Source organism: Streptomyces sp. NPDC025618 (assembly GCF_055558795.1).
Window position 1 is genome coordinate 154562 of sequence record NZ_JBVHLW010000002.1, and the last position, 24334, is coordinate 178895.

Annotated in this window: 17 protein-coding genes and 1 pseudogene; 10 read left to right on the forward strand and 8 right to left on the reverse strand. The window is 71.6% G+C overall.

Annotated features, from left to right (window positions below; genetic code table 11):
- The first annotated feature begins 134 nt into the window (after positions 1-134).
- The gene (locus tag ACZ4A5_RS02915) at positions 135-809 is read left to right on the forward strand and encodes a SanA/YdcF family protein (RefSeq protein ID WP_467578136.1); all 675 of its coding nucleotides are present in this window, start codon (positions 135-137) and stop codon (positions 807-809) included.
- Positions 810-845: 36 nt separating this feature from the next.
- Here the strand turns inward: ACZ4A5_RS02915 and ACZ4A5_RS02920 are convergent, their stop codons facing one another.
- Together ACZ4A5_RS02920 and ACZ4A5_RS02925 are read right to left on the reverse strand one after the other, a co-directional pair.
- A complete protein-coding gene (locus ACZ4A5_RS02920; protein ID WP_467577736.1) occupies positions 846-1736 on the reverse strand; it encodes a trypsin-like serine peptidase in 891 nt (296 codons plus the stop codon).
- A gap of 222 nt (positions 1737-1958) precedes the next feature.
- On the reverse strand, positions 1959-2735 hold the full coding sequence (locus ACZ4A5_RS02925; protein WP_467578138.1) for a TSUP family transporter: 777 nt from the start codon (positions 2733-2735) through the stop codon (positions 1959-1961).
- Between the two features lie 228 nt (positions 2736-2963).
- Between ACZ4A5_RS02925 and ACZ4A5_RS02930 the strand changes: the two genes are divergently transcribed.
- A complete protein-coding gene (locus tag ACZ4A5_RS02930) occupies positions 2964-3869 on the forward strand; it encodes an oxidoreductase (protein ID WP_467577739.1) in 906 nt (301 codons plus the stop codon).
- A 12-nt stretch (positions 3870-3881) separates the two neighbouring features.
- Here ACZ4A5_RS02930 and ACZ4A5_RS02935 read toward each other — a convergent pair whose 3' ends face one another.
- Complete coding sequence (locus tag ACZ4A5_RS02935; protein WP_467577741.1) at positions 3882-4490, reverse strand: hypothetical protein; 609 nt, start codon at positions 4488-4490, stop codon at positions 3882-3884.
- A 222-nt stretch (positions 4491-4712) separates the two neighbouring features.
- On the opposite strand from ACZ4A5_RS02935, the gene ACZ4A5_RS02940 reads away from it, so the two are divergent.
- Positions 4713-6563: an APC family permease gene (locus ACZ4A5_RS02940; protein ID WP_467577744.1), complete on the forward strand. Its 1851-nt coding sequence runs from the start codon at positions 4713-4715 to the stop codon at positions 6561-6563.
- Positions 6564-7097: 534 nt separating this feature from the next.
- Here the strand turns inward: ACZ4A5_RS02940 and ACZ4A5_RS02945 are convergent.
- Positions 7098-8130: pseudogene (locus ACZ4A5_RS02945) on the reverse strand (helix-turn-helix domain-containing protein).
- A gap of 326 nt (positions 8131-8456) precedes the next feature.
- On the opposite strand from ACZ4A5_RS02945, the gene ACZ4A5_RS02950 reads away from it, so the two are divergent.
- The 4 genes from ACZ4A5_RS02950 to ACZ4A5_RS02965 all read left to right on the forward strand — a co-directional run bounded on the left by ACZ4A5_RS02950 (position 8457) and on the right by ACZ4A5_RS02965 (position 12849).
- Positions 8457-8681, forward strand: coding sequence for a hypothetical protein (locus ACZ4A5_RS02950; RefSeq protein ID WP_467577747.1), 225 nt, complete (start codon positions 8457-8459; stop codon positions 8679-8681).
- A 1136-nt stretch (positions 8682-9817) separates the two neighbouring features.
- Positions 9818-11065: an ABC transporter substrate-binding protein gene (locus ACZ4A5_RS02955; protein ID WP_467577749.1), complete on the forward strand. Its 1248-nt coding sequence runs from the start codon at positions 9818-9820 to the stop codon at positions 11063-11065.
- Complete coding sequence (locus tag ACZ4A5_RS02960) at positions 11066-12007, forward strand: carbohydrate ABC transporter permease (protein WP_467577752.1); 942 nt, start codon at positions 11066-11068, stop codon at positions 12005-12007.
- Positions 12004-12849: a carbohydrate ABC transporter permease gene (locus tag ACZ4A5_RS02965; RefSeq protein ID WP_467577754.1), complete on the forward strand. Its 846-nt coding sequence runs from the start codon at positions 12004-12006 to the stop codon at positions 12847-12849. Before ACZ4A5_RS02960 ends, ACZ4A5_RS02965 begins: the two co-directional genes overlap by 4 nt.
- 129 nt (positions 12850-12978) lie before the next feature.
- Here the strand turns inward: ACZ4A5_RS02965 and ACZ4A5_RS02970 are convergent, their stop codons facing one another.
- The 3 genes from ACZ4A5_RS02970 to dusB form a co-directional block, all read right to left on the reverse strand.
- The gene (locus tag ACZ4A5_RS02970) at positions 12979-14028 is read right to left on the reverse strand and encodes an ArsR/SmtB family transcription factor (protein WP_398871652.1); all 1050 of its coding nucleotides are present in this window, start codon (positions 14026-14028) and stop codon (positions 12979-12981) included.
- A 1044-nt stretch (positions 14029-15072) separates the two neighbouring features.
- Positions 15073-17787 (reverse strand): pyruvate, phosphate dikinase, encoded by a 2715-nt coding sequence (gene ppdK, locus ACZ4A5_RS02975; RefSeq protein ID WP_467577757.1) that lies wholly within the window; start codon positions 17785-17787, stop codon positions 15073-15075.
- 432 nt (positions 17788-18219) lie between these two features.
- Positions 18220-19362 carry a tRNA dihydrouridine synthase DusB gene (gene dusB / locus ACZ4A5_RS02980; protein WP_398871656.1) on the reverse strand — a complete coding sequence of 381 codons (1143 nt, stop codon included), beginning with the start codon at positions 19360-19362 and terminating at the stop codon, positions 18220-18222.
- 86 nt (positions 19363-19448) lie between these two features.
- Between dusB and ACZ4A5_RS02985 the strand changes: the two genes are divergently transcribed.
- Complete coding sequence (locus tag ACZ4A5_RS02985; protein WP_467577760.1) at positions 19449-20882, forward strand: MFS transporter; 1434 nt, start codon at positions 19449-19451, stop codon at positions 20880-20882.
- 7 nt (positions 20883-20889) lie between these two features.
- Complete coding sequence (locus ACZ4A5_RS02990) at positions 20890-21318, forward strand: MarR family winged helix-turn-helix transcriptional regulator (protein WP_467577763.1); 429 nt, start codon at positions 20890-20892, stop codon at positions 21316-21318.
- A 512-nt stretch (positions 21319-21830) separates the two neighbouring features.
- On the opposite strand, the gene ACZ4A5_RS02995 is transcribed toward ACZ4A5_RS02990, so the two are convergent.
- Positions 21831-22751, reverse strand: coding sequence for a helix-turn-helix transcriptional regulator (locus tag ACZ4A5_RS02995; RefSeq protein ID WP_467577766.1), 921 nt, complete (start codon positions 22749-22751; stop codon positions 21831-21833).
- A gap of 101 nt (positions 22752-22852) precedes the next feature.
- Here ACZ4A5_RS02995 and ACZ4A5_RS03000 point away from each other — a divergent pair, with 101 nt between their 5' ends.
- Positions 22853-24295, forward strand: a complete 1443-nt coding sequence (locus ACZ4A5_RS03000) for an MFS transporter (RefSeq protein ID WP_467577769.1) — start codon at positions 22853-22855, stop codon at positions 24293-24295.
- Positions 24296-24334: the final 39 nt, after the last annotated feature.

Sequence of the window (24334 nt, forward strand, 5' to 3'; positions counted from 1 at the left end):
CCGACGGTAACCGCCGGGTGTGACAGCGGCGATGGAGCGCCGTCCCGCGGGAGGGGTTCCGGCCGCCGCGTGGAACCGGCCGGGCCGCGGTGGCGTTGATCCATGTCGACGGAAAGGTGTTCGAGATGAAGCCGATGGGCCGGCCGCTGCTGCCGCGGACGACGGCGGGGCGGCGGCGCGCGCTGTGGGCGGCCATGGCGGGCTGCCTGCTCGCGCTGGCCCCGGTCACGTGGGTGTACGCCTCGGCGACCCCTCGGGTGCGGAGCCTGGCCGACGTGCCGGAAGCCCCGGTCGCCATGGTCTTCGGCGCGGGCCTGCGGGACGGCGAGCCGTCCCCGTATCTGGCGCACCGCCTCGACGCCGCGGTCGGGCTGTACCGCGCGGGCAAGGTCAAGGTGGTGCTGGTGACGGGGGACAACAGCCGCGCGGATTACGACGAGCCGGACGCGATGCGCGCCTATCTGACGGCGCGTGGCGTGCCGGACAGCCGTGTCGTCAGCGACTTCGCGGGCTTCGACACCTGGGACTCGTGCACGCGCGCGGTGCGGGTCTTCGGGGTGCGCAAGGCGGTGCTGATCAGTCAGGGCTTCCACATCCGGCGGGCGCTGGCGCTGTGCGGGGCGGCGGGCATCGAGGCGTACGGCGTGGGCGCGGCCGCCGACGCGCACGACCTGACCTGGTACGCCGGCGGGGCCCGGGAGGTCCTCGCCGCGGGCAAGGCGGCCGTGGAGGCCCTGGTCCGCCCGGGCCCCCGCTTCCTGGGCCCACGGGAGCCGGGCCTGTCCAGGGCGCTGCGGGAGGAGCGCTGACCGTACGGCGGCCACCGGAGGCGCTGACCGCCGCGCCTAGCGACTGGGGTCGCGGTTGTTTATGGCGTCGAGGTAGAGCTTGAAGATCTCGTCGTCGTTGATCGGGCTGTACGAGATCTGCGAGCTCGTGTCCCCGTCGGGGCCGCCTCCGTTGAGGCCGCCGAGCACGCCGACCAGGTCGCCCGTCTTGCTCTTCTCGTCGAAGTGCATCAGCCAGGGGCTGCCCGAGGTGCCGGAGTAGAAGCCGTCGCAGCGCATCTTCAGCTGCCGGTAGTTCTCCAGGCGGCTCGTCATGGCCGTGCAGCGGATCGCCTGGTCGGCGGGGTCGTCGTCGGCGTCGGGGTAGCCGATGACGGTGACGAGGCCGGTGTAACCGGGCGTGCGGACGAGCCGGTTGGCGCCGGTGACGCGTTCGAGCCGGCGGCCCAGCGTGTCCGGTTTGACGGTGGCGAAGGCGAAGTCCAGGTCGGAGCCGTCACCGCTGTCGGTGCGCCGCGGGTCGGTGAAGGTGCGGTCGACCGCCCAGACGCCGTACGGCTGCTTGTCCGCGCCCGTGCGGTAGTCCGGCACGAAGGCCGCCTGGTCACCGAAGGAGCAGTGGCCCGCGGTGATGATGAGGTTGCCCTTGGGGCTGTGCACCACGCTCGCCGTGCAGTGGTGGTCCTTCATGTCCTCGCCGACGTAGAACAGCACGCCCACCGACGGCACCCCGTCGAAGTGCCGGGCGCTGCCGCTGATCTGCTGGGCCTCGGAGTCGGCGTCCTTGCCGGAGGAGCCGTCGGAGCCGCTCCCCGACGACGCGGACATCCGCGCGGGCCCCCAGAACCGCCGGGCCTCCTCGCTGGACCAGCCGCCGTCCCGCGCGTGGCCGCCGGCGCCCTTGGGCACCGCCGCCGCCAGCGTGACGACATAGAGTCCCGCGAGCACGGCCCGGCCCCACCGGGCCCGGCGCCACCGGGAGAAACGCACGTACACCCCCACCGCGTCAGGAAGGTCGTCGCCAGGCTAACCGCAACTGCCCGGATGTGGCCCACGCCGGATCTATTTTCGTACAGCCGGATGACACACGATCGGGCATAAGGCCAGCGTACGAATGGCCTGTGCGACCTCCTCGGAGGCACCTCCCGGCGTGCCGCGCAACGCCTGCCGTCATCCGCCCCACTGGTCGTAGCCCAGCTTGCAGAGCAGGGACACCACGACGACCACCAGCACCACCCGCACGAACCCGCTCCCCCGCTTCAGTGCCATCCGGGCGCCCAGCGCGCCACCGGCGAGGTTGAAGAGGGCCATGGGGGCGGCCAGTTGCCAGATCACGGACCCCTGGAGCGAGAACGTCACCAGGGCCCCCACATTGGTGCAGACATTGACGATCTTGGCCGTGCCGGAAGCGGTCACCAGGTCCATATGGAGGGTCGCGACCAGCGCGAGGACCAGGAAGGTGCCGGTGCCGGGGCCTATCAGCCCGTCGTAGAAGCCGATGCCCAGGCCCGCCACGAGGATCGCGGTCAGCATCCGGCGGCGCGTCACCGAGGCTCCCGTCGCGAGCTCCGTCACGCCGAAGGTGGGGCGCAGCAGCACGAAGGCGAGCACCGCCAGGAGGATGGCCATGATCAGGGGGCGCAGCACGGCGCTGTTGATGCCGGAGGCGAAGAAGGCGCCCGCGAGCGAGCCGCCGAGGGCGGCGAGGCCGATCCGTAAGGCGGTGCGCAGGTCCAGGGCGGCCCGTCGGGTGTAGGCGACGGCGGCCGCGGCCGTGCCGCAGATGGCGACGGCCTTGTTGGTGCCGAGGACGTGCGCGGGGGCGACGGTGGGCAGCCCGACGAGCAGGGCGGGGAGCTGGATGAGACCGCCGCCGCCGACCACCGCGTCGACCCAGCCGGCCGCGGCCGCGGCGAGGCAGAGGAGTATCAGCGTCGTCAGCGGCATGTCAGGGCTCACGTGCGGATGCTACGGGTCGGTCAACTGACCGGCGGCGCCGGGTCGGTGACGGCCCGGGGGCCGCGCGCCGCCGCCCCGCGGCGGGCCTGCTCCCCCGCCCCGCCCCTTCCCGGCGCGGGCCGCCCGTACGCCGCCCGGGCGAATGGCGCGGCCGCGCGGGCCGCCGTCCCCTACGCTGGTGGCTCCCCGGAGCACTCACGCGCAGGAACGGTGGACGTGAACGGCTGGAGCGCGAGCGACATCCCCGACCAGAGCGGCCGCACGGCCGTGGTGACCGGCGCCAACAGCGGCCTGGGCTACGTCACCGCGCGGGAGCTCGCCCGCCGGGGGGCGAGGGTGGTGCTGGCCTGCCGGGACGCGACGCGCGCCGGGGCGGCCGAGGAGCGGATCCGGGCCGAGGCGCCCGGGGCGGACGTGCTGTCCGTCCCGCTGGACCTCGCGGACCTGGCGTCGGTACGGGGCTTCGCCGAGCGGTTCCCGGACGACCGGCTCGACCTGCTGGTCAACAACGCCGGAGTGATGGCGCTCCCGGAGCGCAAGACGGTCGACGGCTTCGAGATGCAGTTCGGCACGAACCACCTCGGCCACTTCGCGCTGACCGGCCTGCTGCTGCCCCGGCTGCGGGCGGCCGGACGAGGGGCGCGGGTCGTCACCGTGTCCAGCCTGATGCATTTCCTGGGGACGGTCGACCCGCGCGACCCGAACATGGAGCACCGCTACCGCCGTTGGACCGCCTACGCCCGCTCCAAGAGCGCCAACCTTCTCTTCACGCACGAGCTGTCCCGGCGGCTGGCGGCGGAGGGCGCGCCCGTGGTGGCCGCGGCCGCGCACCCCGGTTACGCGGCGACGGCCCTCCAGACGAAGGGGGCCCGGATGGAGGAGCGGGCCTGGCTGGAGCGGCTGTTCGAGATGCTCAACCGCACGGTGGCGCAGAGCCCGGAGGCGGGCGCGCTGCCCACGCTCTACGCGGCGACGGCACCGGAGGTCCGGCCGGACGCCTTCTTCGGGCCGGGCGTCCCCAGACCCGCCCCGCGGGCGACGTGGACGCGGGACTCCCGGGCGAGCGCGGGGCTGTGGGCGGCCTCGGAGCGGCTGACGGGCGTCACGTACGACTGGCGCTGAAAAACCGGGGCCTCACTCCAGCCCCGCCTCCTTCAGCAGCACCCGTGCCACCTCCTCGTCCACGCGCCGCCCCACACACGCCAGAGGAGTCACCCCCTCGCGGAGCAGCCCTGCGGCGCGGGCGCGGCGGACGCCCGCTTCCAGGTGGTGCCAGAGGAGGGGGTTGGCGACAAGGACCTCGGGGTCGAGCTCGATCCGGCCGCCGCCCACGTCGCGCAGGACCAGCCGCGGGGTGATGCCGTCGGAGCGCCACACCCGGGTGAGCAGGTCGGTCCGTACGCGCCGCTCGCGCAGCAGCCCGCGCGTGGCCAGCCAGCCGTCCCCCGCGGTGACCCGCTGTGGCATGAGCACCGCGAGGAGGAGGGCGCCGAGTGTCACCCAGCAGCAGCCGCGGAGCCCGTCGAGCGCGCCGCGGACGAGGTCGATGCCGGTGAGGACGCCGGCGAGCGCCACGCCCGAGCACCACGCCGCCCGCGCCTCGCGCCGCCAGGTGCGGTCGTGGGCGAGGACCGCGCCGCCCGGCGGGGCCGTCGTCCGGGGCCGGTGCCGCTCCCGTCCAAAGCCGCGCTGCCGCGAGGCGTGTCCGCCGCTTCGTACCCGCAAGGGCTGTCGCCGTCCCATGGTGGTGACGCTAGAACCGCCGGGGCGAGCCGTCGGCGGACGTTGATGCCACGCTGACGTCCGGCGGCCGGACCCTGACGCGTCACTGACATCGCGCGGTCCCGCGTATCAAGAAGGCGTGAGGATCCGTCCGGGCGGCGCCAAAAGACCGCCAAGACCTCGCGCGGGCGGCCGAGGGCGGGCGCACGCTGGCCGTCCCACGTCACGGAGGTACGACAAAAGATGTCCATGGTGGCCAATACGGACGAGCGCACCGGGGTCCGCGAGGAACCGCCCGATACCGGCGCCGAGGACCGGCACCGGCTGACCGCCACCCAGGGCCTGGCCGCCCTGTCGCTCGACGCGATGGCGTCCGTCGCGTACGGACCCGAGTCGATCGTGCTGGTGCTGGCGGCGGCGGGGGCCTACGGACTCGGCTTCACACTCCCGGTCACCGTCGCGATCGCGGCGCTGCTGGCCGTGCTCGTGGCCTCCTACCGGCAGGTCATCGCGGCCTTCCCGGACGGCGGCGGCTCCTACGCGGTCGCCAAGCGGCACCTCGGGCGGCGCACCAGCCTGGTGACCGCCGCCGCCCTGGTGCTGGACTACGTCCTGAACGTGGCGGTCTCCGTGACCGCCGGCGTCGCGGCTCTCACCTCCGCCTTCCCCTCCCTCTACGCCGACCGGCTGTGGATCTGCCTGGCCGTGCTGGCCCTGGTCACGGGCGTGAACCTGCGCGGCATCGTGGAGTCGGCCAAGTGGTTCATGGTGCCGACCGCCGTCTTCATCGGCTCGATCCTGACGATGATCGTGGCCGGGCTGCTGCGGGACGCCCCCGCGAGCACCGAGGCCGCCGCCGGGCACGCGTCCGCGCTCGCGGGCAACGCCACCGCCGTCGGCGCCCTGCTCCTGCTGAAGGCGTTCGCCGCGGGCTGCTCCGCGCTGACCGGCGTCGAGGCCGTGGCCAACGCCGTGCCGTCCTTCCGCGCCCCGGCCCCCCGGCGGGCGCAGCGCACGGAGGTCGCGCTCGGCGCGCTGCTGGGCGCCATGCTGATCGGCCTGTCGGTGCTCATCGGCCGCTTCCACCTCCAGCCGGTCGAGGGCGTCACCGTCCTCGCCCAGCTCGCGGACGCCTCGCTCGGCCACAACTGGGCCTTCTACGTCGTGCAGTTCGCGACCGTGGTGCTGCTGGCGCTGGCCGCGAACACCTCCTTCGGCGGGCTGCCCGTGCTGATGGGCCTGCTGGCCCGGGACAACTACCTGCCGCACGTCTTCGGCCTCAAGGCCGACCGCCAGGTGCACCGGCACGGCGTGCTGGCGCTGGCCGCCGTCTCCGCCCTGCTGCTGGTCTTCTCCGGCGGCGACGTCAACACCCTGGTGCCGCTCTTCGCCATCGGCGTCTTCGTCGGCTTCACCATCTGCCAGGTCGGCATGGTCCGGCACTGGCGGCAGGAACGTTCCCTCAAGTGGCGCGGCAAGGCGCTGATCAACGGCTTCGGCGCCGTGCTCACCGGTGTCTCGGCCGTCGTCGTCACCGCGACGAAGTTCGCCGAGGGCGCCTGGCTGATCGTCCTCGCGCTGCCGCTGATGGTGGCGGCCTTCGAGGCCGTGCACCGCGCGTACGGGCGGATCGGCGACCGGCTCGGTCTCGGCCGGGTGCCGGAGCCGCCGCGCCGCTGCCACTCCCTGGTCGTCGTGCCGGTCTCCTCGCTCTCCCGGCTGACCAGCAAGGCCCTGACGGCCGCCGTGTCGCTCGGCGACGAGGTGGTGGCCGTGACCGTCTCCCAGCCCGACGCCGAGGGGCGGCGGGCCGCGGAGTCGCTGCGGCGCGACTGGGAACTGTGGAACCCGGGCGTCGAGCTCGTCGAACTCCCCGCGCCCACGCGGGCGCTGGGCGGTCCGATCGTCTCCTACGTCCGCGACGTCACCGACCGGCACCCCGACAACCGCGTCACCGTTCTGATCCCCGAGGTCGAGCCGGCGCATGTGTGGCAGCGGCTGCTGCAGAACCAGCGGGGGGCGGTGGTCGCGCACGCGGTGCGGCGCGATACGGATGCGGTGATCTGCCGGTTGCGCTTCCGCGTCGGGGAGTAGGGGGGGTAGGGGTACGCCTGCGGCGGGCTTCTTCCCCAGCCCCGCCCCTTCCCGGCTGCATCTGATGTGCGGCTCCGCCGCGTGGGGGGGCGAGCCCCCAGCCCCCCAACACGCTTCGCGCGTTGCCCTCAAACTCCCCCAGGGAACTGTTCGCCCCCTAGGACACCGGTGTCGCAGTGCCGGGCGTCCTGGGCCGTTCCCTGGGGAATCCGCCGATGTCTACAGCCAGTGTGACCACCTCTGCGCCTGCCAATTGACTCGAGACCCAGGGCGTGAAGACCTTCGCCCCTGCCAGAACGCTCGCACCCCTTCGCGGGGACATGCCGCCCGTCGTGATCAGGCGTTCCACTCACTCGAACCGGGACGTGACCGATACCGCTGACCCTGCCCGTGCTGAGCTCGCGCTCAGCCTCCGCGTCACGGTGTTCCCGTGGCGCACCCCCTGTTGCGTTTCCTCGGCCTGCTCGACGCCGCCCCGCCGGCAGACGTCGGGGGCTTTTTCATTGGCCATTCGCCACTACGGACGACCGCTGACTAGGACTGTTCCACTTCAGTCATAAGCATGCGAAGCGTAAGTGAGTGCTTTTCTGACAGAAGAGCGTCAAGCGCTGCCCGCGCATACTTGGTGCCGCCGTACTTATCTCCGGAGCGAGCCAGCATCAACCCTCGGTGCATCTCAAGGTGAGTTGCGAATCGCGGTAGAACCGAGGGAAGCTCCAGGCGGGCTGCTTCCTGAGCTTCTACCGCTACCTTTTCTTCACCAAGCCGCGCAGCAAGGAGAGAGATGAAAACGTTCATTCGCCACCAGGGCACTGCATAGTCAGATGTCTGTTCACCGGATGCCGCCTTATCGAACACATGGCGTCCTTGATTCATGAGTTGGCGAGCCGTTTCGGCGTCTCCCCGGATGGCTGCGGCGTGCGCCTTCCCCATGATCGCGTTCAGGAACCCCAGTGATGGCTTGTCGCTGATCGCTATCGCCTGATCGGCGAGCACATCAGCAACTCCGAGGGAAGCGCCCTCGTAGCCCAAGGCGATAGCGGCACGCCCCCGAACCCACACGCGGGCGTCATCGTCGCCGGATTGGTCCGCCGCCTCAGCGGCAAGGCGGTACCAATTCACAGCCTTGGCGCCGTCAGAGCCTGGAAACGTTTTTGCGTACAGACACGCGCCGCTGAATGTCGGCGGCGCCGAGGCTCATGTATTCAGTTCCGTAGGCGGCCAGCTTGCTTTCCCAGTCGCCTACGGAGGGGCCGCCGCGAAGTCGGGCAGCGAACCCAACGCTGAGCAAGTCTGAGGCCACCACCGGCGCGATGGCGGTGGCTGCCACATCGGACAGGAATGTACGACGTTTCACTTCACCCTCAAGAACCGCTAGGGGCACGTCCAGGACGGCCGACAAACATCGGAGGCAGAACGCTCCTGGTTCCACCTCGGAGCGTTCCCAGCGACTGACGTACTCACGAGTGAGCCCCGCCCCGAAGGCATCGTTGATCTCATCCGCCAGTCGTCCCTGGGACCATCCTCGTGCCTCACGGAGGTCCCTGATCAGTGCGCCGACGGCCATAGGCCCATCTTGCCCCTAGCGCTGCCCCCAGGTACGGCAAGAACCCCGGTTCGGGCGGGACTTGCTTCTACTCATGCCCCTACACGGCCAGTCCAGCAGGCGGGACGTTGGGGGCACACAAAGCGTGCACCGCCGCGACCGTGCTCCCGGCCCGGGGGCATGGACCACCTGAAAGAGGCAGGCAGCCATGAGAGAGCATAAGCAGGAGCAGCCCTCGACGGGCAGCGGGGCAAAGGACGACCGACGCACGCTCAGCCGCCCGTCCGCCGGGGACTGGACGACGCCTTGGCGGACCACAACAAGACGCGTCACATGGCGGTGGCGGAGTGACCGAAGCCATGTGGATTCCCGCCCCCGGGGATCTGGTGGCCGATACCGCCCGGGGCACAGTCGGAACGGCGGTTGCGTGGGACGGCCACCGGCTGGAAGTGACGCTGAAGCCGTTCGGTGCCGGGGAGCTGTGGCGCACCTCGGAGTACCGCAAGGGCACTGACGGCGACCGTGCGCGGGCCCGCAACCTGTTGCTCACCCATGAACAGCGGGGGTGGTGATGTGGTGCAGAGCCTGCGAGAGCTACCGCGAAAACATCAACGCTGCCATCGGAGGGTTGGGCTGGGCACGCGTTCAGGACGACTCCGAAGCGATCAAGGCGGCCGAAAAGCGACTCGCTGGACACCGCGCCGGATGGGAGCGGCACCGCGCCGAACGGCACTGATTCGGCGACGGCGGGAACGTCGCTGGGTGGACTGGCCGGGTATCGCCGAAGGCGTGTTCCTCGGCGGCTTCCTGACCTTCGTCTGCACCCTCGTCGTCTGGCTCGCCGTCCACGGCGCCCCAGGGCGCTACTAGACCCCTGTCTCTGCCGGATGCCTGAGACGCCTTCCCTGTCACTGGACCCGGCAGAGACAGGCTCCAGCCCCCGCCCGGTCGCTTTCACTGGCAATGGATCAGCGGCCGGGCGGGTCGCACCACCACAGGATGGGCGGGGTTCCAATGCCCGCCCTCGGACCGCTAAAACCGAAGGAGGCCCGACGTGGGCACCGACAATGTGAACGGCTACGACGTGGCGGGCAACGAGATCATCAGCGCCCCCGAGCCGGAGCCGGAGCCTGACGAGGACGGCAACGGAGATGACAAGTAGCACCCCCGGATCAGGAGACGGAAGCGCCCGCGCGACGGCTCGGCGGTTCCTGAAACGCGCGTTCCCCGAGGCGTCTGAGCTGTCGTGGCTCTGCCAGATCCACAAGGACCCGGAAGCCATGCGACTGGTGCTCCGAGCCCGGTACGTGTGCCGGCACTGCCAGCGCGAGCGCACCCGTTCCTGATCTACCGCCCCGGTCGGCGCTCTCTGAGTGCTGGCCGGGGCTCCTTGCTGTTCAGGAGCACGTATCCCGGAGGGCGTACCGTTCCAGCTACCGCTGGGAGGTGCCCCCAACAGGCTGGATATTCAGCCTGTTGGGGGCACCTCCCAGCGTTAACTGGGGGAGTTCGAGGACGCGCCCGCAGGGCGCTGGGGGTCCGGGGGTCTCCCCCCACGCGGCGGAGCCGCATATCAGGTGCAGCCGGGAAGGGGCGGGGCCGGGGAACAAGCGCCGCAGGCAAAACCACCGCGCCACGCGGCCTGTCGTAATCCCCCGCCATCGCTGATCGTTGAGCCGTACGGCCAAGCCGAGAGCGAGGGGACGAGATGGTGATCAGCCGCAGACGACTCCTGACGGGCAGCGCAGCGCTCACGCTGGCGGGCGCGCTCGCCGCGTGCGGCGACAACACCGGCCGCGGGAGCGGCGCCACCGTGGAGCAGTGGTACCACCAGTACGGCGAGGCCGGCACGGAGCAGGCCGTGCGGCGCTACGCGGCCGCGTACAAGGACGCCCGCGTACGCGTCCAGTGGCGCCCCGGCGCCTACGACCAGCAGCTCGCGGCCGCGCTGCTGACCACCGCGGGGCCCGACGTGTTCGAGGTCAACGGGCCGACGCTGGACCAGATCCGCGGCGGCCAGGTCGTCGACCTCACCGACCTGGTCAAGGACGTCCGCGCGGACTTCCACCCGGCGGCCCTCGCGCCCAAGATCTACGACGGCCGGGTGTGGGCCGTCCCGCAGGTCGTCGACACGCAGGTGCTCTACTACCGCAAGAGCCTGCTGGAGAAGGCGGGGGTGAAGCCCCCGCGGACGCTGGACGAACTGGTCGACGCGGCGAAGCGGCTCACGGACTCCCGCACCAAGGGCCTCTTCCTCGGCAACGACGGCGGCGCGGGCGCCCTGGGCGGCACGCCCCTCTACGCCGCGGGCCTGTCCCTGGTCACCGACGACGGCAGGCCCGGCTTCGACGACCCGGCCGCCGCCCGCGCCCTCGGCAAGCTCCACCGGCTCTACGCCGACAAGTCGTTGCTGCTGGGCGCGCCCGCGGACTGGTCCGACCCGTCCGCGCTGGTGCAGGGGCTCACCGCGATGCAGTGGTCCGGCCTGTGGGCGCTGCCCGCGGTGCGCAAGGCGCTGGGGGACGACTTCGGGGTGCTGCCGTTCCCGGCGGACGGCCCTGCGGGCAAGCCGGCCGTGCCGGTCGGCGCGTACGGCTCGGCGGTGAGCGCCCGGAGCAAGCGGCGGGACGCGGCCAAGGCGTATGTGAAGTGGCTGTGGATCGACCGCACCGATTTCCAGGAGGACTTCGCACTGTCCTACGGATTTCACATACCGGCCCGTCTGTCGCTCGCCGCGAAGGCGGACCGGCTGAAAGAAGGCCCGGCGGCCGAAGTGGTGCGCTTCACGGCCGATCACGGCTATGCGCAGCCGCTGTTGTGGACGGTGGCGAGCGCGACCGCCTATCAGGACGCCCTCAGCCGCGTCATCAAGGACGGCGCCGACCCCGAGCGCGAGGTGCGAGGGGCACTGAGCACGACGGAGGACGAACTCCGGCGCGTACGGAAGAAGTCCTGAATGGCCGCCCGGGGCACGACCCGACGGCGTTTCACCCCACGCGAACGGAATCAGACCATCTGGTTCTGGATTTTCGTCGGCCCGTTCGCGCTGGGTCTCGCGCTCTTCACCTATGTGCCGCTCGCCTGGAGCGTCTGGCTGAGCTTCTTCGACGCCCACAACACCGTCTCCCCGACCCACTTCATCGGCCTCGACAACTACACGGCGGTGCTGGGTGAACCGGCTTTCCGCTCCTCCCTGGTGACCTTCACCGTCTTCACCGCCTTCATCGTCCCGGCCACCTATGCCCTCTCGCTCGGCCTGGCCCTCGCGGTGGGCCGGCTGCGCTTCGCGCGCGCATTCTTCCGGTCGGTTTTCTTTCTGCCGACCGCGTGCTCGTATGTCGTCGCGGCCCTGGTCTGGAAGCTGTCGATCTTCAACGGGGTGCGGTTCGGGCTGGCCAACACCGTCCTCGGCTGGTTCGGCGCCGACCAGGTCGCCTGGCTGTCGACCACCGACCCGCCCTGGTACTGGCTGGTGCTGGTCACCGTGCGGCTCTGGCTCCAGACGGGCTTCTATATGGTGCTCTTCCTCGCCGGGCTCCAGCGCATCCCGCCGCAGCTGTACGAGGCCGCGGCCGTCGACGGCGCCCGGCCCGGCTGGCAGACCTTCCGCCACATCACCTTCCCGGCGCTGCGCGCCACGTCGGTCGCGGTGGTGCTGCTGCTCGTCATCAACGCCTTCCAGGCGTTCGACGAGTTCTACAACCTCCTCTCGGACGCCCGCGGTTATCCCCCCTACGCCCGGCCGCCGCTGGTCTACCTCTACTACACGGCGCTCGGGCAAGGGCAGAATCTCGGCCTGGGCAGCGCGGGGGCCGTGGTCCTGGCGCTGATCATCGCGGTCGTGACGGTGGCACAGGCCCGCTGGTTCGGCCTGGGCAGGCGAGAGGCGGAGGGATGAGGCGGACGGACGACGGCCTCGTACGGGCCGGACGGGCGCTGCGGCTGGTGCTGCTGATCGCGCTGGCCGCGCTGTTCCTGATCCCCTTCTACCTCCTGCTGCGGAACGGCCTGGCCACCGAGGCCGACATCACCGCGCCCGGCTGGACGTTCTTCCCGCGCGAGCTGCGCTGGTCCAACCTGCGGGAGCTGTTCGACGACCCTAGCGTGCCGATGACGCACGCGCTGCTCAACTCCACGCTGATCGCGGTGGCCACCACGGCGGGCACCCTCCTGCTCGCCTCCCTGGCCGGCTACGGCCTGGCCCGGATCCCCTACCGGCACGCGAACGCCGTCTTCTACGCGGTCCTGGGCACGCTCATGGTCCCGGCGGCGGTCACCTTCGTACCGTCCTTCGTGCTCGTCTCCTCGCTCGGGTGGATCTCCACGCTGCGCGGGCTGATCGTGCCGACGCTCTTCAGCGCCTTCGCCTGCTTCGTCTTCCGCCAGTACTTCCTGGGCTTCCCCCGGGAGCTGGAGGACGCGGCGCAGGTGGACGGGCTGGGCCCGTGGCGCACGTACTGGCGGGTCGTCGTGCCCAACTCGCGCCCGGTGTTCGCGGCGGTGGGCACGATCGTCTTCATCGGCGCCTGGAACGCGTTCCTGTGGCCGCTGGTCATCGGCCAGGACCGCGACGCGTGGACGGTGCAGGTCGCGCTGTCGACCTTCACGACGGCGCAGACCGTCAACATCCACGAACTGTTCGTCGCGGCGGCCGTGTCGATCGTGCCGCTGCTCGTGGTCTTCCTGGTGCTTCAGCGCTACATCGTGGCGGGGGTGGAGCGCTCAGGGATCGACGGCTGAGCACGGCGACCCGGCCCGGCTGGGGGTCCGGGGGTCATCCCCCGGGGGACTGCAGCATCGTGGCGGGGGTGGAGCGCTCAGGGATCGACGGCTGAGCACGGCGACCCGGCCCGGCCGGGGGCCCGGGGGTCATCCCCCGGGAGACTGCAGCATCGTGGCCGGGGCCGAGCGCTCCGGGATCGACGGCCGGGGGCGGCGGGACGGCTGCGGGGCGCGGTGGCCGCCGCGCAGCAGGGCCGCGCCCAGCGGCGTGAGGGTGTGCATCACGGCGCTGCCGTTGCGCAGCGTCAGCACGAGGCCCGCCTCCCGCAGCACACCGGCGTGCTGGCTGGCGGAGGCCGCCGACACCCCGACGCGGCGGGCGAGTTCGCTCGTGGTGCAGCCGCCGCCGATCGAGCCGAGCACGGCCGAGCGGGTGTGCCCGACGAGCTTGCCCAGCGAGCGTGGCGGCGCGTCCACGGGCGGCGAGGACTCCGCCATGTGCCGGACGGGATAGACGAGCACGGGCGTGAGGTCGGGGTTCTGATAGGTGACCGGCGTCCGGCGGCAGAAGAAGGAGGGAACCAGCAGCAGGCCCCGCCCGTTGAGATGGACGTCGCGGTCGACGGGATAGTCGGCCTCCAGCACGGGGGCGCGCCAGCGCATCATCGGCGGCAGCGAGGAGAGCAGCGCGTCCGCGCCGCCGTCGAGCAGGGCCCGGCCGCGCACCGCGCGGTCCCCCTCTATCTGGGCCTGTATGTGGCTCCAGTAGGGCGCGACGGCCGCCTCGTGGTAGGCGTGCAGCGCGCCCGTCAGCTTGGCGAAGGCCCGCGAGTCGCCCTCCGCCATGGATCGTATCCAAGCGGGGAGCGTGCGGACGGTGGAGAGCCGGCCCAGCTCCCGGTGCACCCGGTCGGGCGGCGTCTCGCGCAGCGCCTGCATGCCCGAGTCCAGTCCGAGTACGCCTTCGGGGGGCGTCAGGAAGTCCGGAAAATAGCCGCGGGAGGGAACCAGCGGGGCGAGAAGCCGAGTTTCACCATTCAACCGGGCCCGGGTTTCCGATCGCCAATCGCCGAAGATCGACTCGCCTTGTTTGTCCCGGAGACGGTGCAGACTCAAAACGGTTTCCCAGAGTGCGTCCGGGTCTCCGGCCAGGCGCAACCGGGCCAGATCGAGTCCAGTGAAATGGACGCGTAGCACCAAACCCCCACATGAGACATCCGCAACCACCCCCCGCTCACTGAGTATGCACACCGATACGAGCTGTTACCACGTCCTTTTGGCCACAGTTGAAAGGACTCGCGGGGAACGTCGCGGAAGCGAAATGCTATTCACGCACTCGGGGCCGCCCCCGCTCGTTCCCGTGGGGGGTGGCGAGCGAAAAAGCGGCCGCTGAGTATGCGAGTTGCCGCCCGAGCCGATGCGGGCGGCGACAACTCCCGGTGGGGGAGTTAAAGAGGGGCGGCGCTCCCGCACGGGCGCCGCCCCTCCGCCGTGTCGCCGTCCGGCGCGGGCTCGAGCTTGTGGTGCGGTGCGCGTTACGTGCGGGTTACCCGGGGGCTTCGCCCCCGTCCCCTGCTCGGCTGCGGGCCGCGGTCCGCCGCGGTGAGGCCCGCCTCACGCGCGGATCACCCCGGGGCTTCGCCCCGGACCCCTTGTCCGTCCACCGGCCAGTGGGGGCTGATCGCGCAGTTCCCCGCGCCCCTGACGGGGCGCCCTCGCCCCGGCCGCACAGGCCGGGACGGGGCCCGGCACCCCAACCCCACACGCCCAGACGGGGCGCCCCCACCTCGGCCTCACATGCCCAGACGGGGCGCGGCGCCCGACCTCAACGTCCGGACGGGACCCGGCATCCCGACCCCACACGCCCGGACGGGCTGGAGCGCCACAGGCGGTCGTCAACCCGCAGCACATCCAGCCCGTCCGGCGTTTGAGGACGCGGCCGCAGGCCGCCCCCGCCGCAGGCGGCACGCGCAAGCCACCCCCAGGCTTCACCCCGAACCCATGCCCACCCGCGGGCCAGTGGGGGCTGATCGCGCAGTTCCCCGCGCCCCTGACGGGGCGCCAGGTGCCCCGAACCCTCAACGCCGGACAGGGCTGGACGGCCCGCAGGCTGACGATCACCTGCACCAAATCCAGCCCGTCCGGCGATTGAGGACGCGGCCGCAGGCCGCTCCCGCCGCAGGCGGCGGACGGCCCGCAGGCGGCAGCGAACCCGCAGGCGAGACCCTGTCAGGCCAGCGCCTAGCGGCTGTCACTACCCGTGCTGATCGCCGCCGCCCGGCCCGCCTCCAAGCGGGCCACCGGGATGCGGAAGGGGGAGCAGGAGACGTAGTCCAGGCCCACCTCGTGGAAGAAGTGCACCGACTCCGGGTCGCCGCCGTGCTCGCCGCAGACGCCCAGCTTGAGGTCGGGGCGGGTGGCCCGGCCCGCCTCGACGGCCGCGCGGACGAGCGAGCCGACGCCGTCCTTGTCGATGGTCTCGAAGGGGCTGACGCCGAAGATGCCCTTCTCCAGGTAGGCGGTGAAGAAGCTCGCCTCCACGTCGTCACGGGAGAAGCCCCACACCGTCTGGGTGAGGTCGTTCGTGCCGAAGGAGAAGAACTCGGCGGCCTCGGCGATCTGATCGGCCGTCAGCGCGGCGCGTGGCAGCTCGATCATCGTGCCGATGGCCAGCCGGAGTTCGGTGCCGGTGGCGGCCTCGACCTCGGCGATGACGCGGTCGGCCTCCTCGCGGACGATCTCCAGCTCCTGGACCGTGCCCACCAGCGGGATCATGATCTCGGCGCGCGGGTCGCCGTTGGCGTTCCTGCGCTCGGCAGCGGCCTCGGCGATGGCCCGTACCTGCATGGCGAACAGGCCGGGGATGACCAGGCCGAGCCGGACGCCGCGCAGGCCGAGCATCGGGTTCTGCTCGTGGAGCTTGTGCACGGCCTGGAGCAGGCGCAGGTCGTTCTCGTGCGGCTCGTGGCGGGCCTCGGCGAGGGCGACCCGCACCGACAGGTCGGTGATGTCGGGCAGGAACTCGTGCAGCGGCGGGTCGAGCAGGCGGACCGTGACCGGCAGCCCGTCCATGGCCTCGAAGAGCTCGATGAAATCGGCCTTCTGGAGGGGCAGCAGGGCGCCGAGGGCCTCGTCCCGCTCGTCCGCGTGGTCCGCCAGGATCAGCCGCTCGACCATCTCGCGCCGCTCGCCGAGGAACATGTGCTCGGTGCGGCACAGGCCGATGCCCTGGGCGCCGAAGCGGCGGGCGCGGGAGGCGTCCTCGGCGTTGTCGGCGTTGGCCCGTACGCGCAGCCGGCGCGTGCGGTCGGCGTAGGCCATGATCCGGTGGACGGCCTGGACCAGCTCGTCGGCGTCGTCGGCGCCCGCGTGCATGCGGCCCTCGAAGTACTCGACGACCGGGGAGGGCACGACGGGCACCTCGCCGAGGTAGACCTTGCCGGTGGAGCCGTCGATGGAGACGACGTCGCCCTCCTCGATGACGACCCCGCCCGGGGCGGTCATCCGGCGCTGCTTGGTGTCGACCTCCAGCTCCTCGGCGCCGCAGACACAGGTCTTGCCCATGCCGCGGGCGACGACGGCGGCGTGCGAGGTCTTGCCGCCGCGCGAGGTGAGGATGCCCTCGGCGGCGATCATGCCGTTGAGGTCGTCGGGGTTGGTCTCACGGCGAATCAGGATGACCTTCTCGCCGGACCGGGACCACTTCACCGCGGTGTAGGAGTCGAAGACGGCCTTGCCGACCGCGGCGCCCGGGGAGGCGGCGATGCCGCGGCCCAGGAGGTCCACCTTCGCCTTCTCGTCGAAGCGGGGGAACATCAGCTGCGCCAGCTGGGCGCCCGTCACGCGCTGGAGCGCCTCGGCCTCGTCGATCAGGCCCTGGTCCACCAGCTGGGTCGCGATGCGGAAGGCGGCGCCCGCGGTGCGCTTGCCGACGCGGGTCTGGAGCATCCAGAGCTTGCCGCGCTCGATGGTGAACTCGATGTCGCACAGGTCCTTGTAGTGCGTCTCGAGCGTCTGCATGATCTGCATCAGCTCGTCGTACGAGGACTTGTCGATGCGCTCCAGGTCGGCGAGCGGCACGGTGTTGCGGATGCCCGCGACGACGTCCTCGCCCTGCGCGTTCTGGAGGTAGTCGCCGTAGACGCCCTGCTGGCCGCTGGCGGGGTCGCGGGTGAAGGCGACGCCGGTGCCGGAGTCGGGGCCGAGGTTGCCGAAGACCATGGAGCAGATGTTGACGGCGGTGCCCAGGTCGCCGGGGATGCGCTCCTGGCGGCGGTAGAGCTTGGCGCGGTCGCCGTTCCACGAGTCGAAGACCGCCCTTATGGCGAGGTCCATCTGCTCGCGCGGCTCCTGCGGGAAGTCGCGGCCGGTCTCCTTGGAGACGATGCCCTTGAACTCCGCCACGAGCCGCTGGAGGTCACCGGCGTCGAGGTCGACGTCGGTGGTGACGCCCTTGGCCCGCTTGGCCTCCTCCAGCGCCTCCTCGAAGAGGTCGCCGTCGACGCCGAGCACGGTCTTGCCGAACATCTGGATGAGGCGGCGGTAGGAGTCCCAGGCGAACCGCTCGTCGCCGGCCTGGGCGGCGAGCCCGGTGACCGAGGCGTCGGAGAGGCCGATGTTGAGGACGGTGTCCATCATGCCGGGCATCGAGAACTTGGCGCCCGAGCGGACGGACACCAGCAGCGGGTCGTCGGCCTGGCCGAGCTTCTTGCCCATCTTCGCCTCGAGGGCGTCCAGGTGGGCGGAGACCTCGTCACGCATGGCCGTGGGCTCGCTGCCGCTGGCGAGGTAGACCTTGCACGCCTCGGTGGTGATGGTGAAGCCGGGCGGTACGGGCAGGCCCAGGTTCGTCATCTCGGCGAGGTTGGCGCCCTTCCCGCCGAGCAGGTCCTTGAGGTCCTTGTTGCCCTCGGTGAAGTCGTAGACGAACTTCTGGCGATCTTGGGTTTCCGGCACGGGACTCGACTCCTCACTGGGGTCCCCCCGTACACAGGTGAGGGGAAGGCTGCTCAAACGATGCTGACGGCGGGGAGCGTACCCAGATCGAAGGCTTCTCGGGAGGTCCACTCCACGGTCATGAGGCCGCAACCACCCGTCTGCCAGCAGATCGAAAGTCAAGGCCCGGAAAAGGGGCCGAAACCCGCTCGTTCAACACTTGAAGCAAGGATGACAAGGTGAATCCGTGAGGTCACGCAGCGTCGACGGATCAAGGGGTGAGTCATCAACCAATGAACGCAAGAAGGGTGGCACCCAGTGCCACCCTTCAGAAGGGTACGGATCCTTTTCGGCCGCTCATCTGAGCGCAACCCCGATCAGTGGTGGCGAGAATCACGCCCCGACCTGACTGAATCCCGGCCCTTCCTCTCGCGCCCGCGCCGCGTGGCCCGCTCAGCCTCCGGAGGTGTCCAGCTCCGCCTCGGCGCCGACGACGGCGCAGTCGTACGGGTCGTCCAGCCACCCGTCGGGCAGCACGACCCGGTTGCGCCCGGATGTACGGCCGCGCGGGCCGTCCGCGCCCAGGGGCCAGGTCTGGTCGCCGTCGACCTCGCTCAGAAGAGCGGCCAGCTCGTCCAGGGAGGAGGAGACGGCCAGCTTCTTGCGCAGGTCGGAGCCGACCGAGAAGCCCTTGGTGTACCAGGCGACGTGCTTGCGGAAGTCGATGACACCGCGCTCCTCGCTCTCCAGCCACTCCCCCAGCAGCTCCGCGTGGCGCACCATGACGCGGGCGACCTCCTTGAAGACCGGCGCCGCGGGCGCGCCGCCGCCCTCGAAGGCGGCCACCAGGTCGCCGAAGAGCCAGGGCCGGCCGAGGCAGCCGCGGCCGACCACGACGCCGTCGCAGCCGGTCTCGCGCATCATCCGCACGGCGTCGTCCGCCGACCAGATGTCGCCGTTGCCGAGCACCGGGATCTCGGGGACGGACTCCTTCAGCCGCGCGATGGCGTCCCAGTCGGCCGTGCCGCCATAGTGCTGGGCCGCGGTGCGGCCGTGCAGCGCGATGGCCGTGACGCCCTCCTCGACGGCGATCCGCCCGGCGTCGAGGTAGGTCATGTGGTCGTCGTCGATGCCCTTGCGCATCTTCATCGTGACCGGCAGGGAACCGGCGTTGCCGACGGCCTCCCGCAGGATCGAGCGCAGCAGATTGCGCTTGTACGGGAGCGCGGAGCCGCCGCCCTTGCGGGTGATCTTGGGGACCGGGCAGCCGAAGTTGAGGTCGACGTGGTCGGCGAGGTCCTCGTCCACGATCATGCGGACGGCCTTGCCGACGGTGTCCGGGTCCACGCCGTAGAGCTGGATGGAGCGCGGCTTCTCGGTGCCGTCGAAATGGATCAGGCGCATGGTCTTGGCGTCCCGCTCGACCAGGGCCCGGGTGGTGATCATCTCGCTGACGAACAGCCCCTTGCCGCCGGAGAACTCGCGGCACAGCGTGCGGAAGGGCGCGTTGGTGATTCCCGCCATGGGGGCGAGCACCACCGGCGGCCACACGGTGTGCGGGCCGATCTGGAGGGGTGTGGCGGCGTCGTTCGTCATGCCGTCCATTGTCGCGTACCCATCCACCCAGTTTAGTTGTAGTCTTTAAATCATTAGACGAATACAACTGTCAGAGGTGCTGCCGCATGCCTGAGTTGTCCCGCCGCCGACGGCTCCTCGTCCTGGCGATCTGCTGTACGAGCCTGCTGATCGTCAGCCTCGACAACACGATCCTCAACGTGGCGCTGCCGTCGATGCAGAAGGAGCTCCACGCCTCGGTCCCCGGCCTCCAGTGGACGATCGACGCCTACACGCTCGTGCTGGCCTCGCTGCTGATGCTGGGCGGCTCGACCGCCGACCGGATCGGGCGCAGACGGATATTCCAGACCGGTCTGACGCTCTTCACCGCCGGATCCGTGCTGTGCAGCCTCGCGCCCGGGCTCGGCTGGCTGATCGCCTTCCGGATGCTCCAGGCCGTCGGCGGCTCGATGCTCAACCCGGTCGCGATGTCGATCATCACCAACACCTTCACCGACCCGAAGGAGCGGGCCCGCGCGATCGGCGTCTGGGGCGGTGTCGTCGGCATCAGCATGGCCGCGGGTCCCATCGTCGGCGGCGCGCTCGTCCAGTCCGTCGGCTGGCGCTCGATCTTCTGGATCAACCTGCCGGTCGGGCTGCTCGCCCTGGTGATGACCGCCCGCTTCGTCCCCGAGTCCCGCGCCCCCAAGCCGCGCAGGCCCGACCCGGTCGGCCAGCTGCTGGTGATCGCGCTGCTCGGCTCCGTGACCTACGGCATCATCGAGGGCGCCGCCGCGGGCTGGACCTCGCCGCTGATCCTGGGCTGCTTCGCGCTCGCCCTCGGCTCGCTCGCCGGACTGCTGACGTATGAGAGGCGGCGCCACGAACCACTGGTCGAGCTGGGGTTCTTCCGCAGCGTCCCCTTCAGCGGGGCCACCGTGATCGGCGTGAGCGCCTTCGCCGCGCTCGGCGGCTTCCTCTTCCTCAACACCCTCTACCTCCAGAACGACCGCGGGCTCTCCGCCCTGCACGCCGGGCTCTTCATGCTGCCGATGGCCGCCATGACCCTGGTCTGCGCCCCGCTCTCGGGCCGCCTGGTCGGCGCGCGCGGCCCCCGGCTGCCGCTCGTCCTGGGCGGTACGGCGATGACGGCCAGCGGCCTGATGTTCGCCGCCTTCGACGCGCGCTCGACGGACGCGGCGCTGTTCACCGCGTACGTCCTCTTCGGCATCGGCTTCGGCCTGGTCAACGCCCCCATCACCAACACCGCGGTCTCCGGCATGCCGCGCTCGCGCGCCGGGGTCGCCGCCGCGATCGTCTCGACCAGCCGGCAGGTCGGCCAGTCGCTCGGCGTCGCCGTGATCGGCGCGGCCGTCGCCGCCGGGCTCCAGCTCACGGGCTGGTGGATCATCGCCGGGTGCGGCCTCGCCGTCCTGCTGCTGGGTACGATCACCACCGGCCGCCGGGCCCGCCGCACCGCCGAGCGCGCCGCCACCCGCCTCGGCGCGGGCGGCACACACCCGGCCGCCGACTCGCTCCCCACGAGATCAGGATCCCGGTGACGACACCATGACCACGCACGAGCAGACCACGCGGACCGCGGAGCGCGCCTGGGGGAACCTCCGGGAGGTCGTCCTGGGCGGCAACGAGCGGCGCAAGGAGGTCGTCGAGGCGCTCGGCATGAGCTTCTTCCGCGTCAAGGCGCTGCGCCGGATCGCCCAGGGCCCGATGACCCTCCGGGAGCTCGCCGACCAACTGCTCACCGACCGGCCCTACACGACGCTGGTCGTGGACGATCTGGAGCGGCGGGGTCTGGTCGAACGGACGCCGAACCCCGCGGACCGGCGGTCGAAGATCGTCTCCGTGACGGCAGCGGGCGGCGAGGCCGCGGAGCGGGCGAATCGCATTCTGGGGTCGCCGCCGGCGGCGCTGCTCGCTCTGCCGCCGGAGGATCTCGCTGCCCTGGACCGGATCGCGTCCCGCTTGGCGGCGGGCTGAGGCCGGCCCCGCGCTTCCCGCACTGGGGCGCGGGCCCCAGCCCCCGGCTGCGGGTGGGTGGCGCCTGCGGCGGGCCTTTCCCCTACCCGCCCCTTCCCGAAACTGGGGGCCGGCCCCCAGACCCCCGCAACAGTGCTCGCCCCGGAACTGGGGCTGTGCCCCAGACCCCGCAACACGCTTCGCGCGTTGTCCTCAAACTCCCCCAGCTACCTCCCCCAGACTCCGTCCGGGGGCGCCCCCAGAGGTGCCCCCAACGGGCTGAAAAGAAAAGACTGGCGCACCCCGAAACCTGATGTCGCCCTCCGGTGGGAGGGTGGGGCTGGAGGGTGGGGTTCTGGAACGCGGTGCGTCTTTGGGGCACTCCATGCGGGAGACCCGCAGCGCACCGCGTTCCAGGTCCTCAGCCCGGAAGACCCGCCCCCGGCACCCACCACACACCCAAGCCCGGCCGGCGCCTGAGGCCACCCCACACCAGGCACAAACAACCCGCACCCGACAAAAGACCGCACCCCCTACACGTACAGCGACCGCAACCGCTCCAACCTCTCCCGAGACTCCTCATCCGCCGGCGTATAAGTGAGAAGCTTCGACCCCGCGTTGGGCCCCAGCCAAAGCGCCGTGTAGTCCAGCCGCAGCAACCCCACCCGGGACTGCCGGAACGCCTTCGTGCGGGACGCGAAGCGGACCACCTCGTGCCGTTCCCAGATCTCGCGGAACTCCGCCGAGCCCTCCTGGAGCCGCCGGAGGAGGCACTTCCAGGCGGGGTCCGCGAGGTGTTCGGCCATCGACGCGCGGAACTTGGCGGCCATGATGCGGACCGCCTCCTCGCGGTCGACGAGGCTGGCGCACCAGTCGGGGTTCATGAAGGCGAGCCACATGCAGTTGCGCTCCTCCCGGGGGAGGGCGTCGAGGTCGCACATCAGCTGGCCGTAGGGGCGGTTGTAGGCGAGGATGTCGTAGCGCGCGTTCTGGACGCAGGCGGGGAACGGCTCCAGCTGATCGTGCATCAGGCGCAGCGCGGCCGGCACCCCGGCGCACTCCGTGTCCGGCCGCGGATCGACGGAGTTGGCGAGGGCGAAGAGGTGGCCGCGCTCGCCGCGGTCGAGCATGAGCGCGTCGGCGATGGCGTCGAGCACCTGCGCGGAGACCTTGATGTCGCGGGCCTGCTCCAGCCACGTGTACCAGGTGACGCCGACGGCGGCGAGGTGGGCGACCTCCTCGCGGCGCAGGCCGGGGGTGCGGCGGCGGGGTCCGCGCGGGAGGCCCGCCTGTTCGGGGGTGATGCGCTCGCGGCGGCTGCGCAGGAAGGCGGCGAGCTCGCCGCGTCGTACGTCATCGGCCGAGGCCGGCGCCGAAGCCGGGGCGGGGGCGGAGGCAGGGGTCGCCGGAACTGTCGGGCCGGCAGGCCGTCGCTCGTGCACCATCGTGGTCATGGCTCCAGCATGCCGGACCCGCGAGCCGGTTGGCAGGTAGTCCTGGTACCAGGATAAAGAGACTCTGGTACCCGCCTGAGCGAGTCGGCATCGTCTCCTGTGTGAGCCAAACCCGAATATCCCCGATTGCCCCGGCGGCCACGGCCGTCACCACTGGACCGACCTCCGCCCTCAGCCCCCTGGGCCTCTTCACCGTGCTCGTCGGCGCGGCCCTGCCGATGGTCGACTTCTTCATCGTCAATGTCGCCCTCCCCACCATCGACCGCGATCTGCACGCGGGCCCGGCGCTGCTGGAGATGGTCGTGGGCGGCTACGGCGTCGCGTACGCCGTCCTGCTCGTGCTCGGCGGCCGGCTGGGCGACATGGTCGGCCGGCGGCGGCTGTTCTTGTGGGGTACGGCCGCCTTCGGGGTGACGTCCGTGGCCTGTGGGCTGGCCCCGGACGCCTGGACGCTGGTGGCCGCCCGGGTCGCGCAGGGCGCCGCGTCCGCGCTGATGCTGCCTCAGGTGCTCGCGACGATCCAGGCCACGACGCACGGCAAGCACCGCGCGCGGGCCCTGAGCCTGTACGGCGGTACGGCCGGTGTCGCCAGCGCGGTCGGCCAGGTGCTCGGCGGCGTGCTGGTGTCCTTCGATGTCGCGGGCACCGGCTGGCGGTCGATCTTCCTGGTGAACGCGCCGGTCGCGGTGGCCGCGCTGCTGCTGGCGGTGCGCACGGTGCCGGAGACGCGTTCGGAGCACCCGACGCGGGTGGACGGGCGCGGCACGGCGCTGCTGTCGCTGACGCTGGTGTCTCTGCTGCTGCCGCTGACGGAGGGCCGGGCTGCGGGCTGGCCGGTGTGGTCGTGGGTGCTGCTGGCCGTCTTCCCGGTGGCCGCGGTGGCGTTCGTGCTGGTGGAGCGGCGCGAGGAGGCGGCCGGGCGCACGCCGCTGGTGCCGCCGTCGCTGCTGCGGATCCGCTCGGTGCGCGGCGGGCTGGCGCTGCTGGTGCCCTTCTCGCTCGGCTGGGGCGGCTACATGTTCGTCATCGCGGTGGCCCTGCAGGAGGGGCTGCGGCTGGGGCCGCTCGCCGCGGGGCTGGCGCTGCTGCCGCTGTGCGTGACGTTCTTCGCCGGTTCGCTGCTCGGGCCGCGGCTGGCGGCTCGGTACGGCGGCCGGGTGATCGCCGCCGGGACGCTGATCCAGGCCATCGGCGTGCTGGCGGTGGCCGCGACCTTCTACTGGGGCTGGGACGGTCTGGGCGCGTGGGGCCTGGCACCGGCGCTGGCCGTGCAGGGGCTGGGGCAGGGGCTGCTCCTTCCGCTGACGCTGCGGGTCGTGCTGAGCGAGGTGCCGGTGGCACAGGCGGGCGTCGGCGGCGGCGTGATGGTGACCACGCAGCAGTCGTTCATGGCGCTGGGCGTGGCCACGCTGGGGTCGCTCTTCCTCTCGCTGGCCCCGTCGGCAGGGATGCGGGAGGCGCTGGCGGTGACCTTGGCGGTGCAACTGGTGGCTGTGGCCGTGTCGGTCGTGCTGAGTCTGCGACTGCCGCGCACGATGGCCTGAAATCGCCCCTGGGGCGCCCTCGGGCCCCGAGCCGAGGGT